We start from the raw sequence: 14,310 nt of genomic DNA, 5'->3' as shown, positions 1-14,310 counted from the left end.
ATACTCTGCTTTCACAATTTTGCTTAGGGGGTGAGGACAGTGCAATATCTCGATAAATTAGTTTCCGGATTAGCCATTGAGTTGCACGTTCCAGAGAGCGACTATCAGGGGAATTACAAAACACATATCGATGAAGTCGGCAAAACACGCATATCCGTATATGCACCCCATCAGCAAGGAATGATCATTCCCCTGCAAGAGGGTACTCTTGTAGAAGTTACCTTTTGGGATGAAGTGGCTTCATACTCTTTCAATTCCTCCATTCTTCAGCGTATCGCGGTACCCATACCGGTGTTTGTCCTGAAGATGCCGGAAAGTATTAAAAGGGTCCAAAGGAGGAACTATGTTCGAATTCCTGCCTTTTTTCCCATAACCTATCAAGTGGTGGAAAAAGAAGGTTTAGGGGATATACAAAAGGGGAGTATGTTGGATCTAAGCGGTGGAGGAATGCGTTTCCAATCCAAGGTCAAGCTGGAGAAAGGCACCATCCTCTATGCCTATCTTGAATTTCCCTTTGGTACTATAGGGACTCCGGGTCGGGTATGTCGGATGGAGGCTATCGAAGATACCAAGTTCTTTTCCGTGTCCGTAGATTTCTATCAAATTTCCGAACGAGATCGCGATCGCATCATACGATGTGTTTTTGATATTCAAAGAGACCTGCGTAAGAAAGGATTGATCTAAATTATGGAAATCGATCAAATGCAATTGGATGCATTGCGTGAGATTGGAAATATTGGCTCCGGACATGCTGCTACAGCATTATCCACCATGCTTAACCGCCGAATTGAAATGTCCATTCCTGAGGTTAGAGCGATAGAATTTGAGAATGCTCCCACGGTGATCGGTCATCTGGAGATTCCTCAAGCTGTTATCTACGTTAAGGTCGAAGGGGATGCCCCTGGTAAAGCGGTGTTTTTCTTTCCCTTGGAAAGCGCTGAAATATTGGTACAAGCCTTATTCGGTTCCAATGAACCCTTTAATCTCTTTGATAATGAGATGGCTCAATCTGCCCTTAAAGAGATAGGGAATATTATGGTGAGCTCCTTCCTCATCGCCATAACTGAATTTTCGGGAATCCCCCTTCTGCCTTCGGTACCTGCCTTAGCAGTGGATATGGTGGGGGCGATTTTTGATGCGATTCTTCTGGAAGACGGAATACTTGAGGATACGGTTCTCTTTATTAATACTCAGCTTTCCGGAATACCGCAAATTGAAGGAAAGTTCGTTTTCTTACCAGATGAGGGATCGTTGAGAAAGTTGCTGGGAGCTTTGGGACTATGAGCAATGTAATTAGTGTTGGAATGGCTGATTTAAAAACGACAAAAGCACCTAATATTTTAATGACAGCAGGATTAGGTTCTTGTATTGGTATATGCATTCATGACCCCATTCAAAAGGTGGGGGGCATGGCGCATATTATGCTGCCCACTGCTGGGAGTGCCAATGGCGGAAATCCTGCCAAATATGCTGATACGGCTATGGATGTTCTGGTAACGGAGATTCTCCGTTTAGGTGCCTCTAAATCACGCCTGCGTGCCAAAATGGCCGGAGGCGCTCAAATGTTTTCCTTCCCAGGGAAGCCTCCTGTCTTAAAGATCGGGGATCGTAATGCTGAACAAGTGATTATAGAGTTAAAGCGCCTGGGGATCCCTCTCCTTGTCTCTGATGTGGGGGGAAGTTTTGGACGGACCATTCATTTTGATGTCGGCACAGGGGACCTTAAGGTTCGGACCATTAACCACGGCGAAAAGGTGATTTAGTAGATGATGGATAAATTACGTCTCTGGGCATGGTATTTTGCACTTGTCGTTTCAGCTGTCTTAGCACTGATTAGTTTCTATACAGGGGAAAGCCTTATCCACGTTGTCCTCAGTGCCATTATTGGCTTTACCCTTATTTATGGCATCAGTATAGCCAGCATAACGATTTTTGAAAAGACCGGCATTGAAATGGATCCGGGTAAGTTGGGCGGCCTTTTAGACATTGCCGTAGGACAGGAAGATGACTTGGATTTGGGCGACCTGGAGCAAGAGGCCCGGAATTTAGAAGGAATGGGTCCTGAACAGGCTCTCTATACGAAAAGCGGCCAAATTCCCCCTGCCAGAGCCGGTCAATTGAATCAGGAATTTGCTGAAGGGGAGCCCAGTGTTGAGAAGCAGGCAGAAATAGTGAGAAGAATGGGTTGGGGAGAGTAGATGATTGTAAGGGAGGGGGGCCAACAAGATGTCGAATCCTTATGAAGCGGCCAATCGAGGATCATGGAGAACCGAGCAAATCGAAATGTATTTGTCGCTAGTCAAGCGTATCGCCGGTCGGTTGGCTATTTCCTTACCTCAACATGTGGATGAAGACGATTTAATCGGCTATGGTGTGTTTGGATTGCTGGATGCTTTAGATCGGTTTGACCCCGTCCGGGGAGTGAAATTTGAAACCTATGCTACCCTGAGAATCCGGGGAGCTATTATCGATGGTTTGCGGACTATGGACTGGGTACCTCATTCAGCTCGGCAGAAAATTAAACGCATCCAGGATGCTTTTACTGAAGTGGAAGCACAGCATGGTCGTCCTGCCCGCAACGAAGAGGTGGCGGCCTTACTGAAGATGGATCTGCGGGATTTGGAAGTCGCTGTACATCAAGGGCAAATGCTGACCTTGACTTCGCTTGATGAAGTGGCTGTTGGTGAGGAAGGAGAAGTCCATACCCCCAGGACACAATTGACGGACCCCATAGCCCAGGAAGCCTTCCAGGAAGTCGAACTCAATGAACAAAAAAAGATACTGGCTGACGCCGTCGAAAAGCTCCCTGAGAAGGAAAAGCTTGTCGTGGCCTTGTATTATCAGGAGGATCTCACCCTGAAAGAAATCGCAGTCATTATGAAGCTTTCGGAATCAAGAATATCTCAGCTTCATTCCCAAGCTATACTACGCTTAAGGGGACGCCTCAGTCGCCAAAAAAAGAATTTGTTCTAACCTAAAGTTCCGAGGAACTTTTGTCGATAACCTATATAGATTCAGTATAGTGGAGGTGATGCCATGACAGGAATTAATGCCCTATCCACGAGGGGAGCCATCACAAGCACTGAAGATGGAGCTTCCTTCACAGGTAGTTCACTGCCAGGTGCAGACTCAGCTGCGATGATGTTTGCAGCAATCTTTGGCGGTTGGCTTAACCAAATTGGACAGGGACAAGACTCTGGCAACCAGAGTAATGAACCGGCAGGCAAGGATGCCAATTCCGGACGTCACGCCTTATTGGGTTTGGATGGGTTACAAGGACTTATGGGGATACTTCAAGGAAACGGAGGTTTCCAAGGGGAAGGGGAACAGGGAGCCGATTCGGAGCAACTGAAGATTCTTCTGACTCAGCTCGATGCCCTACGGAGTCAAACGCCCTCATCAAATTCTTCAGGCATAGTAGAGGATGTACAGCTGTCAGGGATGACAGAACAGCCTCAGGGGAAGGCTTCCCCCCAGTCGGAGTTGGATTTATATAAAAACGTGATATCCAATTTACTTAAAGAAATGTCAGGGGAAATGAGGATTAAATCACCGAATCAGGCGGAGTTTAATCCTTTAGATCAGCAGAAATCGGAAATTGCTGTGCAACGCTATAACAGTGGTTTATTTATCCCTATGGATGAAGAAGCACAAGCAACAAAGGCAATGACGGATTCTGCAAAGACACAAGAACATAGTTCTGTCGAGGTTAATCAAGGCACATTGCTTGCTGCCTTATTAGGTAAGTCAAAGCCCGGTTCCGGTGAGACAGGATCAGATGAGAACCTGGTTAAGCATAGGACAGGTAATGGACTTGAAGGGGCAGGGAAGAACCCGGAAATTAGTACGCTTCTAAAACAAGATGAAGCAAAGAACACAGCAATGCATGGCGTACTGGAAGAAAAGCCGGCAGAAGGCGAATCCCTCCTTTTAAAAGAGAGAGTTACTAAAGGGCTTCAAGAAAATGAACGTCCTGCGGAATTGAGCAAGGCGAATAAATCTACCATTCAAGATGTTGCGGCAGGCAATCTAACCCATCAAGCCAAAGATATCGCTCAAGTTCAAGGGAAAGTTGCCGACAAGAGCAATCAGCCCATATGGGCCCAAGTGGCTCGAGACATCTTTGACAAGGCTTATCTGGCTCGTCCCCAACTTCGCGAATTGACCATCCAATTGCACCCTGCCCATTTAGGAGCAATTAATATCTCCATGAGTTGGGATGAGGGACAAGTTCATCTGCGCATGGTGGCTTCGGATGGGGGAACAGGACAGATCCTCCAGCAGAATCTGTCTGAACTGAGAGACAATCTGACTCAGCTAGGCATCCAATGCGGACAGATGGAGATGGGCTTGGGAGAGCAAAAAGAAGGTGCTCAGGAGCATCAGGGCCGGGAAGGTTCAGGCCGCTCTCAGGAGAGCGGGGATGACGCTTTAGAGTCGCTTAATAGTGAAGAGCTTGAGAGAATACTGGGTAATGATGAAGTGATCCCAGGCGCTAATCGGATTAATATCAAGGCCTAGGAGGGAACTATGGGGAATACAGTAGATACAAATTATAAGGGTTATAGTAAATACTCCTCCACCTCAGAATCCAAGCAAAGCAATGCAGTCTCTAACGCTACAAAAGATGTTCTGGGTAAGGATGATTTTCTAAAGCTGTTGGTTGCTGAACTAACGAACCAGGATCCTCTTTCGCCTATGGATAACAAAGATATGATTACCCAGATGGCTCAGTTTAGTTCACTGGAGCAAATGAATAATATGTCCAAAACTATGGAAAATCTGACCGCTGGCTTTACGGCATTGTTTCAGAATTCTTTGCTCAGTCAAGGAGCCGCTTTAATCGGCAAGCACGTAGAGGGAATGAATCTTGAAGGAACCGGCTTTGTGAATGGGATCGTCGAATCCGTTCAATGGCTGAATGGCAATCCTCAGTTGATACTGCGTTTAGAGGATGGGAGCAAGGCTGCTGTAGAGATGAACGAAATCACCTTTGTGACGGACCCTAAGGAGAAGGATCCTGTGCCTGATCCGGATAAAGAAGAGGATGATACTTCTAAGGATGATATTCCCAAAGATTAACGCGGATGTTAATGGAACGAAAAAGTTTAAATAAAAGAAATGGGGGAATACCTCGATGCTACGTTCTTTGTATTCAGCTATCTCAGGTTTAAAAAACCACCAGATAAAAATGGACGTGATCGGCAATAACATTGCCAATGTCAATACCACAGGCTTTAAGCGCAGCCGTGTCACCTTCTCCACCATGCTGAGCCAAACCATGAAGGGTGCCGGCTCTCCCTCAGCGAATCAAGGGGGAACTAACCCCGCCCAGATCGGCCTGGGTTCCATGGTGAGTTCCATCGACCAGATCATGACTCCCGGAAGCTCACAGAACACAGGCAAAAGTACGGATGCCATGATCCAAGGAAGAGGCTTCTTTGTCTTTAGGAATGCAGGACAGATCGTTTATGGCCGGGCCGGTGCTTTCTCTCAGGATCAAAATGGCTACCTTATTGATCCGGGGACAGGGGCCTTCGTTTTGGGCCAAATGTGGGGAGCTAATGACAGGGAGGTTCTCGAATGGGGAAGCACACCTTTGACACCCTTAAGGTTCAATATAGGCTCATACCCTCCTGAACCTGAGGGGAAAAAGATTGATATTAATCTCGGAGATTTTGTGCAGAACGGAAGCAACTATGAATATGTCAATCCGGCATTAATCGGTGCTTCAGCAACAGTTCCCACTGGTGGAACTCTTGATCCTACGACGGGAAAAATAACCTTTACTGCGGCTCCGACGGGTACTGGGACGCCTCCCGTTGTTAGTATTACCAACATTGACTATGATAAGCTTACCCTTACGCCGGGGGATTTTGTGCAAAAGGGAAATGTTTATGTCTATGAGAATCCGGACTTAGTCGGTGCTACACTAGGTGCGATAACAGGAGGCTCCTTTGATCCAAAAACGGGAACAATAACCTTGAATGCGGCTCCGCCATCTGCCGGTGTTGCGATTACCGGTGTAGATGGGAGACTCCGGGCAAAATTAGATGAAGTCACTATAGATGGCAACGGTATTATTACCGGGATATACAGCAATGGCAAAGGATCTGCGTCCCGTCGTATCGGTCAGCTGGCCATTGCTAACTTTGCCAATGACGCTGGCTTGCAGAACGTAGGTAACAATTTCTATTCGGCTACCAACAACTCCGGTATAGCAGACATCGGTGCTGCCGGAACAGCGGGACGGGGAAATATTATCCCCAATTCCGTAGAGATGTCCAATGTGGATCTCTCTCAGGAGTTTACAGATATGATCGTCACCCAGCGGGGATTCCAGGCCAATTCCCGGGTAATCACCGTATCCGATTCCCTGCTTCAGGAACTGATCGACCTTAAACGCTAATCATACGCCTAGGACTTAGGTATAAGGGTAAAGCCTTATACCCAAGTCCTTTTCGGCATTTCTTTTCTGAGAGGAGGCGCAGGATTTGCGCATTTTGAATACGGCGGCTACCGGGGTCCGGGCTCAGCAGACAGCTTTGGATATACTGGGCAATAATATGGCTAATGTCAATACGCCGGGATATAAGGCTCAGCGGGTGAATTTCGCCGAAGCTTTGGCTGCGGAAATGCGGCCGGCTGAACGTGAATTTAACGGACAGCCTGTGGGAGAGCGGATCGATGTGGGGGCCGGTGTGATTTATCCGGCTATAAGTACGGATTATCGGCAGGGAATCATCCGGGAGACGGAGAACCCCTTTGATCTGGCTATTGACGGGGAAGGCTTCTTCCCTGTGCGGACAGCTAATGGGGAGAGCCGCTATACCCGGGTGGGAAACTTTGAGCTGGACGGTCAAGGCAAATTGGTTAATTCCGACGGCTATATTTTGGAAGTAAAGATTCCAGCCGACGCTATGGATTTGTATGTTGATGAGACAGGCAATATCACGGGATTTATCGATGAAGAGGAAAGAGTGTTGGGTCGGGTTGTGGTCAATGACCCGGAAGGAGAAGGGTATCCGGTAGGGCCGATTGATATGGATGAATTGGGCCGTCCCTTGGATTGGAATGGAGATATTTTACCCACAGCCTTTGCCGTTCCGGAAGGGGCTGAAGACATCCAGATCAGCACGGAGGGCGTTCTTAGTGCCACCATCGATGGCAACCGGGAGATCCTTGGACAAATCAATATAATTACCTTTGCTAATCCGGAAGGGTTAGTCAGGGACGGGGATAATCTCTATTTTGCTCCCGACGCGGCCGGGGTGACCGGGGACGAATTGGTTGGTGCGCCGGGCAGCCAAGTGGAAGAACGGACCTTGGGTAAGCTCAAGACCCAATCCTTGGAGCAATCCAATGTGAACCTTGCTTCAGCCATGACGGAGATGATCCAGGTGCAGAGAGCCTATCAGCTCAATGCTCGTATGATTACCAACGGGGACCAAATGTGGAGCATGGCTAACTCCTTAAGGAGGTAAATTAGATGTCGGATTGGTTGAATACACCGGTTATGAGTATTTTGGAAAAGAGCCTTGATGCGTCCAGTCTGAGGTATAAAGTCCTGGCGAATAATGTTGCCAATGTGGATACCCCGGATTTTAAACGTTCTGATGTGGATTTTGACCTGCTTCTTGGCGAAGCTATGGGTCAGACTAGAGAGGAACTTCCCCTTAAAGTGACATCAGAGCGCCATCTCCAAAAACCTGGATTTAATTCCAGTGGGGTTGTGCAAGATCAAGGAACGACCTATCGAAACGACGGCAATAATGTGGATATCGATAAGGAAATGGTCAATGTGGCTGAAAATGGGATTTATTATAATTCCGTCACCCGGGCAATTTCTGCTCAATTGTCCCATCTGCGTACCGTGATCACCCAAAAGTAAAACGATTTGTGCTATAGAAAGATGATGAAGGTGACGATCCATGATTAAAGGATTATATACAGGGGCAGCGGGAATGCTTGCTGCTCAAACCCAAAGCGAGATTATCGCGGATAACGTCGCAAATATCAGGACTCCGGGTTATAAAAGGGAGGAGTCCAGCAATAAAGCCTTTCCCGAAATGCTTATGATGAGAACAAGCACGCAAAACGAAATCCCGGGCAATACACTAATCGGTGGTATAGGTACCGGGGTTGTCGTCGATCAGGTTACTCGGATGAATGTTCAGGGAGTTCTGCAAACTACGGGCATCCCTACAGATCTGGCCATCATTGCGGAGGAAGCTTTCTTGGTGGTGGATACCCCTAACGGTGAGCGCTATACCCGTAATGGACAGCTGCAACTGAATTCTGAAGGAATTCTGCAAACAGCCGATGGCTATCCTGTTCTTGGTGAAGAGGGACCTATTGGACCGTTAAGTAAGGATTTCCAAGTGGATGCTCAGGGGAGAATTACCGATCAGGGAGTCACTATAGATCGCTTGCGATTGGTGCAACTCCCGGCGGTCGGCCTTCTTCGTGAAGGGCAGTCCCTGTATGCCTCTAATCAGCCGGTACAAGAGTTTGCCGGTAATGAGGCCGTGCTTCAGGGTACTCTGGAGGGCTCCAATGTGAATTTGCCAAGCCAAATGGTTAAGATGATCACGGTAATGAGAGCCTATGAAGCCAATCAAAAGGTGATCCAAACCCATGATGCAACTTTAGAAAAGGCTGTTAATGAAATTGGTAGAATTGTATAAAGTGAGGAAGTGGCTATCATGGGAAATCAAGTGGTCATATTCGGACTAGGCCAGGAAGAGTATGGAATGCCCATTGAGATCGTCAGAGAAATTACCCGGTTGGGGGATATTCGCCCGATTCCCAAGGCACCCGACTGTGTCAAGGGATTAATCAATCTGCGGGGGTCGGCGATTCCATTGATTGATTTACATGTTCGTTTTGGTGTGGAAAAGAGCCGGACCGTTGCCAAGGACGCGGAAGCCGCCAAGGAAGACTTTGCCTTGATTACAGAAGTCAATGGCGAGCTGGTGGGATTTGCGGTCGACCAGGTGAGAGAGGTTCGTATCTTAGACAATATAGCACCGCCGCCTCCCTTAGTGACAGCTCCATTTATTGGCGGTATCGTGAATCTTCCCGACCGTATTATCATGGTGTTGATTCCTGACAAGATTTTAGACAAAGATGAGCTTGAGGGAATTGCTAAGCTCGTTTGATATCAGGAGGGGATAATCAGTGAATACGGCAGAACTATTGCTGCTTTACCAGCTTCAAAGCATGAATCAGGCCTGGCAGGATACTTCAAGGAGTGAGTTTGGAAACAAGGATGGCTCCCAAGCCCTCCTCTTTGCCACATTGCTCCAGTCCGCCCTTTCAGGAAATGATGGCTTCGGCTCCAGCTCAGGATTAGCATTGGAAGCTTTTGCCGGACAAGAATTAGGGTCCGGTTCTGAGCAAGGGTCTCAGTCAACTGAGAATTCACAACTTCTTGCCGCAATGTTACTCGGAAATCTTTTTTCCGGAAAGGATTCTCTTTTATCTGAAAATCTTCTCTCATCCATGAGCCTTACCGGAATGGGGCAAAATTCATGGACCTCTTCGACTTCGGCATATAATCCTTACTCCGGTATAATGAACTCTCTCCAAGTGAACTCCTTAAGTTCTCAGCGGAGTTCGGATTACCGTGCTGATCAGCCGGCCATGGAACAGCTTATCGCGGAAGCAGGTCAGCGGCATGGGATTGATACGAACCTGATTCGGCAGGTGGTCATGGCCGAATCCAGTTTTAACCCCAATGCGGTGTCCTCAGCGGGAGCTATGGGTTTAATGCAGCTGATGCCTGGTACGGCAAAGACTTATGGCGTGACGGATCCTTTTGATCCGGCCCAGAATCTTGATGGGGGTACCCGTTTTTTAAAGGATTTGTTGGAGAGATTTAAGGGAAATATCGCCTTTGCTCTAGCGGGCTACAATGCAGGTCCAGGGGCGGTGGATAAATACAACGGGATTCCGCCTTATAAAGAAACGCAAAATTACGTAAAAAAAATACTCTCTGCACTAGGAAAAGTAGATACACAAGCATAAAAAAATCAGGCGCATGTACATCATGCGACCTGATTTTTTTTACTATCAGAAAGTATAAGCTTGCGCTATATACTTTCTAAGCATAAGGGCAACCAACGACTCCGCCTCACTGGAGGTATGCATTAAAGGCTCAGCGAAGCCGGGTTTTCTTTAATACTAATCACTGCTGCTCTCATTGGTTTAAAGAGTAACGCTCGTCACGAAGAGATGGTGAGGGAATTTTTATACTTTTATAGCCGAGTAAATAGATAGAAATTATTATATTTTTTCTAAAACCTATTGACTTGGTTAAAAGTCCCTATTAGAATTTAACAAAATCTATAGGAATACTATATATTAGTAAATCTAAGGGGGAAGTAAAAGTGGAAAAATTCGAGAACCTGAAAGCAAAATCTGTGGCCTGGAAAAAATTCGGCACAGGCGTCCTGATTGCGGCGTTGATTGTTGCTCTGACCGGCTGCGGCGGCAACGCGACACCTGCCGATACAGCCGCCGGTAGCAAACCGCCGGTGTCCCTGCTTAATGTCTCCTATGATCCTACCCGTGAGCTTTATCAGGAATACAATACGGCTTTCAGCAAGTACTGGAAAGAGAAAACCGGCCAGGATGTGACCATCCAGCAGTCCCATGGCGGCTCGGGCAGTCAGGCCAGAACGGTTATTGACGGCAATGAAGCGGATGTGGTCACTTTGGCGCTGGCCTATGATATCGACTCCATCAACTCTCAAAAGGGCCAGATCAATCCGGAATGGCAAAAACGTCTGCCCGACAATTCGACGCCCTACACCTCTACCATCGTCTTTCTGGTGAAGAAGGGCAACCCTAAAAACATTAAGGACTGGGATGACCTGGTGCAGCCGGAAGTATCCGTGATCACTCCCAACCCGAAAACCTCCGGGGGTGCTCGTTGGAATTACCTGGCGGCCTGGGCCTATGCCTTGGAACACAATAATAATGACGCTCAAAAAGCCAAAGAATTTATTGAAGCCCTCTATAAAAACGTACCGGTACTGGATTCAGGGGCCCGGGGCTCCACCACAACCTTTGTGGAGCGGGGGATCGGTGACGTGCTGCTGGCCTGGGAAAATGAGGCCTTCCTCTCCTTGAGGGAATTCGGGGAGGATAAATTTGAAATTGTGGTTCCTACCCTCAGCATCCTGGCTGAGCCGCCGGTAACGGTAGTGGATTCCGTGGTGGACAAGAAAGGCACCCGGGAAGTGGCGGAAGCTTATCTGGACTATCTCTACAGTGATGAAGGCCAGGAAATCGCCGCCAAGAACTTCTACCGACCCAGAAATGAAGCTGTGGCCCAAAAATATGCCGATCAGTTCCCCCAAATCAATCTCATCACGATTGATGATGTGTTCGGTGGCTGGGCCAAAGCCCAGCAGGAGCATTTCGCCGACGGCGGTGTCTTTGATCAAATTTATGTAGAAAAATAAGCTTAAGGTGGTTCCGGACCAGGAGTCCGGAACCGGCCTATCCTGTTTGATGAGGTGAAACCATGCGGACATCATTCTCCCGCTTCAGTCTGAAACACTACAGTGTCCTTCCGGGATTCGGGATCACCATGGGTTTGTCTTTGATGTATCTCAGCTTCCTGGTCTTCATCCCCATCACCATGGTGTTCCTGAACAGCTCTCAGCTGGGTTGGGGGAAATTCATGGAGATTGTCCTATCAGCCAGAGTCCTGGCCTCCCTGAAGGTATCCTTCGGCGCTTCCTTTTTGGCGGCCGCCGTCAACGCGGTCTTCGGACTGCTGTTGGCCTGGGTTCTGGAACGGTATACCTTTCCGGGCAAGAAAATCGTCGATGGCTTGATCGATCTGCCCTTTGCGCTGCCTACGGCAGTGGCAGGTATTTCCCTGACCACTCTTTATGCCCCTAATGGCTGGATCGGCCGGCTCTTTGAGCCCCTGGGACTGAAAATCGCCTATACCCCTTTGGGAATTACCATCGCCCTGATTTTTATCAGCCTGCCCTTTGTGGTGAGGACAGTTCAGCCGGTTCTGCAGGGCATGGACCGGGAAGTGGAAGAAGCGGCAGCCTGTTTGGGAGCCACCAGGTTTCAGACCTTCCGCAAAGTGATTTTACCGGTTCTGCTGCCGGCGGTTATCACCGGCTTCGCCCTGGCTTTTGCCCGCTCTCTGGGGGAATATGGTTCGGTGGTCTTTATTTCCGGCAATATGCCCATGTATACGGAAATCACCCCTCTGCTGATCCGGACCAAGCTGGAACAGTACGATTATGCCGGTGGTACGGCCATCGCCGCCGTGATGCTGGTGATCTCCTTTCTCATGCTGCTGGTGATCAATCTCATTCAGTGGTGGGCGGGCAACCGGGATAAAGGCTGATAAGGAGAGAGAAGGATGAAGAGTAATAAGAACGGGATTCAGTGGCTGCTGACCGGCATTGCTTTGTTGTTTTTTATCACCATGCTGATTTTGCCCCTGATCCTGGTGTTCACCAGGGCTTTTGAAAAGGGGGCGGGAGTCTACCTGGCCGCTATTCAGGACCCGATGGCCCTGAAAGCCATTCAGCTGACCCTGTTGACCGTGGGAATCGCGGTACCTGTCAATACAGTTTTTGGCTTGGTAGCCGCCTGGGCAGTGGCCAAATTTCAGTTTAAAGGCAAAAATCTGCTCCTGACCCTGATTGATCTGCCCTTTGCCATTTCCCCCGTGGTTGCAGGCCTGATCTTCGTGCTGCTGTTCAGCACCACTCATGGCCTGCTGGCTCCGTTTTTGACGGCCTGGGGACTGAAGATCATTTTTGCCCCCCCTGGGATTATTTTGGCGACCTTGTTTGTCACCCTGCCTTTCGTGGCCCGGGAGTTGATTCCGCTGATGGAGGCCCAGGGAACAGCAGAAGAGGAAGCGGCTTTGACCCTGGGGGCCAGCGGCTGGCAGACCTTTCTGCGCATTACCCTGCCCAATATCAAATGGGCTCTGCTTTATGGCATCATTCTGACGGCAGCCAGAGCGGCCGGGGAATTCGGGGCGGTCTCTGTGGTCTCCGGACATATCCGGGGACTGACCAATACCATGTCCCTCCATGTGGAGATCCTGTATAACGAATATCAGTTTTCCGCTGCTTTTGCGGTAGCCACCCTGTTAACCGTGATCGCCATCATCAACCTCCTGGTGAAAAATATTGCCGGCTGGAAAATCAAACGGATGGAGGAAAAATCATGAGTATCGAAGTTTGCCAGGTCAGCAAGACCTTTGATTCTTTTACGGCTTTGCATGAACTCAATCTGAAGATCAATACTGGAGAGCTGGTGGCTCTGCTCGGCCCTTCCGGTTCCGGCAAAACCACCCTGCTTCGGATTATCGCTGGCCTGGAACCTCCGAACACCGGCAGCATTATTTTTGACGGAGAGGACAATACGGAGAAAAGCACCCAGGACCGCAAAGTGGGCTTTGTGTTTCAGCATTATGCCCTTTTTAAAAACATGACCGTCTTTGAAAATATCGCCTTTGGCTTAAAGGTTCGACCGGCCAAGCTCCGCCCCGGCAACGAAGTGATTCGCCAAAAGGTTCAGGAACTGCTGGCTCTGGTGAAGATGGAGGAACTGGCTAACCGCTATCCGGCTCAGCTTTCCGGAGGTCAGCGCCAAAGAATCGCCTTGGCCCGGGCTCTCGCGGTGGAGCCCAAGGTTTTATTGCTGGATGAACCCTTCGGAGCCCTGGATGCCAAAGTCCGCAAAGACCTGCGGCGCTGGCTGAGAAAGCTCCATAACGAATATCCGATCACCAGTGTCTTTGTGACTCACGATCAGGAGGAAGCCCTGGATGTGGCCGACCGCATCGTCATTCTCAATGAGGGAAAGATCGAGCAGATCGGAACCCCGGAAGAGGTTTATGACAACCCGGCCAATCCCTTTGTCTACAACTTCTTGGGCAATGTCAATTTGTTTCACGGCCGGATGCACGACGGCAAAGTGGAGCTGGGCTCCCTGCAACTGGAGGCACCGGAGCATGCCGGAACCGGCACGACTGATGTTGTCAGCTATATCCGCCCCCATGATATTGAAATTTGCCTGGAGGATGAAGGACAAGGCTTTATTGCCGCTGAGATTTTTTTTATCCGGGCGGTGGGACCCATCGTCAACCTGGAGCTGAAGCGCTTGGATAACGAGGAGTATATCGAAGTGGAAATCAGCAAAGAGGTTTATAGAAGCCTGGAGCTGAGGGCCAAGCAGAAAGTCTATCTCCGGCCTCGGGATTTCAAGGTGTATGTTCCTGAAGATTATGTTATTTGATATCTCAAATGACATACC

At 48.8% G+C, this 14,310-nt stretch carries 17 protein-coding genes; all 17 read left to right on the top strand.

Features of this window, described 5'->3' with window-relative positions; all coding sequences use genetic code 11:
• Positions 1–39 precede the first annotated feature (39 nt).
• The 17 genes from DESPCE1_RS0117155 to DESPCE1_RS0117075 all read left to right on the top strand — a co-directional run bounded on the left by DESPCE1_RS0117155 (position 40) and on the right by DESPCE1_RS0117075 (position 14,292).
• Positions 40–684 (top strand): flagellar brake protein, encoded by a 645-nt coding sequence (locus tag DESPCE1_RS0117155; RefSeq protein WP_019851134.1) that lies wholly within the window; start codon positions 40–42, stop codon positions 682–684.
• Positions 685–687: 3 nt separating this feature from the next.
• Positions 688–1,284: a chemotaxis protein CheC gene (locus DESPCE1_RS0117150; protein ID WP_014795262.1), complete on the top strand. Its 597-nt coding sequence runs from the start codon at positions 688–690 to the stop codon at positions 1,282–1,284.
• The gene (locus DESPCE1_RS0117145) at positions 1,281–1,763 is read left to right on the top strand and encodes a chemotaxis protein CheD (RefSeq protein WP_014795261.1); all 483 of its coding nucleotides are present in this window, start codon (positions 1,281–1,283) and stop codon (positions 1,761–1,763) included. The genes DESPCE1_RS0117150 and DESPCE1_RS0117145 overlap by 4 nt, the downstream gene beginning before the upstream one ends.
• A gap of 3 nt (positions 1,764–1,766) precedes the next feature.
• The gene (locus tag DESPCE1_RS0117140) at positions 1,767–2,198 is read left to right on the top strand and encodes a hypothetical protein (protein WP_014795260.1); all 432 of its coding nucleotides are present in this window, start codon (positions 1,767–1,769) and stop codon (positions 2,196–2,198) included.
• 28 nt (positions 2,199–2,226) lie between these two features.
• Positions 2,227–2,973 (top strand): FliA/WhiG family RNA polymerase sigma factor, encoded by a 747-nt coding sequence (locus DESPCE1_RS0117135; RefSeq protein WP_014795259.1) that lies wholly within the window; start codon positions 2,227–2,229, stop codon positions 2,971–2,973.
• A gap of 63 nt (positions 2,974–3,036) precedes the next feature.
• Entirely contained in the window at positions 3,037–4,521 is a 1,485-nt protein-coding gene (locus DESPCE1_RS0117130) for a flagellar hook-length control protein FliK (RefSeq protein WP_019851133.1), read from the top strand.
• Positions 4,522–4,530: 9 nt separating this feature from the next.
• Positions 4,531–5,082 carry a flagellar hook capping FlgD N-terminal domain-containing protein gene (locus DESPCE1_RS0117125; protein ID WP_019851132.1) on the top strand — a complete coding sequence of 184 codons (552 nt, stop codon included), beginning with the start codon at positions 4,531–4,533 and terminating at the stop codon, positions 5,080–5,082.
• Positions 5,083–5,137: 55 nt separating this feature from the next.
• Complete coding sequence (locus tag DESPCE1_RS0117120; RefSeq protein ID WP_014795256.1) at positions 5,138–6,409, top strand: flagellar hook protein FlgE; 1,272 nt, start codon at positions 5,138–5,140, stop codon at positions 6,407–6,409.
• Positions 6,410–6,494: 85 nt separating this feature from the next.
• Positions 6,495–7,484 (top strand): flagellar hook-basal body protein, encoded by a 990-nt coding sequence (locus DESPCE1_RS0117115; protein WP_014795255.1) that lies wholly within the window; start codon positions 6,495–6,497, stop codon positions 7,482–7,484.
• 5 nt (positions 7,485–7,489) lie between these two features.
• Positions 7,490–7,891 (top strand): flagellar basal body rod protein FlgB, encoded by a 402-nt coding sequence (gene flgB / locus DESPCE1_RS0117110; RefSeq protein ID WP_019851131.1) that lies wholly within the window; start codon positions 7,490–7,492, stop codon positions 7,889–7,891.
• 40 nt (positions 7,892–7,931) lie between these two features.
• Entirely contained in the window at positions 7,932–8,687 is a 756-nt protein-coding gene (gene flgF, locus DESPCE1_RS0117105) for a flagellar basal-body rod protein FlgF (RefSeq protein WP_019851130.1), read from the top strand.
• A gap of 18 nt (positions 8,688–8,705) precedes the next feature.
• Positions 8,706–9,161 (top strand): chemotaxis protein CheW, encoded by a 456-nt coding sequence (locus DESPCE1_RS0117100; protein ID WP_014795252.1) that lies wholly within the window; start codon positions 8,706–8,708, stop codon positions 9,159–9,161.
• 19 nt (positions 9,162–9,180) lie between these two features.
• Positions 9,181–10,029: a lytic transglycosylase domain-containing protein gene (locus tag DESPCE1_RS0117095; protein ID WP_014795251.1), complete on the top strand. Its 849-nt coding sequence runs from the start codon at positions 9,181–9,183 to the stop codon at positions 10,027–10,029.
• A gap of 362 nt (positions 10,030–10,391) precedes the next feature.
• On the top strand, positions 10,392–11,471 hold the full coding sequence (locus DESPCE1_RS0117090; protein WP_019851129.1) for a sulfate ABC transporter substrate-binding protein: 1,080 nt from the start codon (positions 10,392–10,394) through the stop codon (positions 11,469–11,471).
• A 62-nt stretch (positions 11,472–11,533) separates the two neighbouring features.
• Positions 11,534–12,382 (top strand): sulfate ABC transporter permease subunit CysT, encoded by an 849-nt coding sequence (gene cysT / locus DESPCE1_RS0117085; RefSeq protein ID WP_019851128.1) that lies wholly within the window; start codon positions 11,534–11,536, stop codon positions 12,380–12,382.
• Positions 12,383–12,397: 15 nt separating this feature from the next.
• Positions 12,398–13,222: a sulfate ABC transporter permease subunit CysW gene (gene cysW, locus DESPCE1_RS0117080; RefSeq protein WP_019851127.1), complete on the top strand. Its 825-nt coding sequence runs from the start codon at positions 12,398–12,400 to the stop codon at positions 13,220–13,222.
• A complete protein-coding gene (locus DESPCE1_RS0117075; protein WP_019851126.1) occupies positions 13,219–14,292 on the top strand; it encodes a sulfate/molybdate ABC transporter ATP-binding protein in 1,074 nt (357 codons plus the stop codon). The genes cysW and DESPCE1_RS0117075 overlap by 4 nt, the downstream gene beginning before the upstream one ends.
• Positions 14,293–14,310: the final 18 nt, after the last annotated feature.

Source organism: Desulfitobacterium sp. PCE1 (assembly GCF_000384015.1).
Taxonomy (GTDB): Bacteria; Bacillota; Desulfitobacteriia; order Desulfitobacteriales; family Desulfitobacteriaceae; genus Desulfitobacterium; species Desulfitobacterium dehalogenans.
The sequence above is the reverse complement of the archived record's forward strand: the minus strand, read 5'-3'. Positions and strand labels throughout refer to the sequence as shown.

Coding starts and splice junctions, on each gene's coding strand:
- DESPCE1_RS0117145 (WP_014795261.1), top strand. CDS start 1,281: ATGAGCAATGTAATTAGTGTTGGAATGGCTGATTTAAAAACGACAAAA.
- DESPCE1_RS0117125 (WP_019851132.1), top strand. CDS start 4,531: ATGGGGAATACAGTAGATACAAATTATAAGGGTTATAGTAAATACTCC.
- DESPCE1_RS0117075 (WP_019851126.1), top strand. CDS start 13,219: ATGAGTATCGAAGTTTGCCAGGTCAGCAAGACCTTTGATTCTTTTACG.
- cysW (WP_019851127.1), top strand. CDS start 12,398: ATGAAGAGTAATAAGAACGGGATTCAGTGGCTGCTGACCGGCATTGCT.
- DESPCE1_RS0117120 (WP_014795256.1), top strand. CDS start 5,138: ATGCTACGTTCTTTGTATTCAGCTATCTCAGGTTTAAAAAACCACCAG.
- flgF (WP_019851130.1), top strand. CDS start 7,932: ATGATTAAAGGATTATATACAGGGGCAGCGGGAATGCTTGCTGCTCAA.
- cysT (WP_019851128.1), top strand. CDS start 11,534: ATGCGGACATCATTCTCCCGCTTCAGTCTGAAACACTACAGTGTCCTT.
- DESPCE1_RS0117135 (WP_014795259.1), top strand. CDS start 2,227: ATGTCGAATCCTTATGAAGCGGCCAATCGAGGATCATGGAGAACCGAG.
- DESPCE1_RS0117130 (WP_019851133.1), top strand. CDS start 3,037: ATGACAGGAATTAATGCCCTATCCACGAGGGGAGCCATCACAAGCACT.
- flgB (WP_019851131.1), top strand. CDS start 7,490: ATGTCGGATTGGTTGAATACACCGGTTATGAGTATTTTGGAAAAGAGC.
- DESPCE1_RS0117140 (WP_014795260.1), top strand. CDS start 1,767: ATGATGGATAAATTACGTCTCTGGGCATGGTATTTTGCACTTGTCGTT.
- DESPCE1_RS0117150 (WP_014795262.1), top strand. CDS start 688: ATGGAAATCGATCAAATGCAATTGGATGCATTGCGTGAGATTGGAAAT.
- DESPCE1_RS0117100 (WP_014795252.1), top strand. CDS start 8,706: ATGGGAAATCAAGTGGTCATATTCGGACTAGGCCAGGAAGAGTATGGA.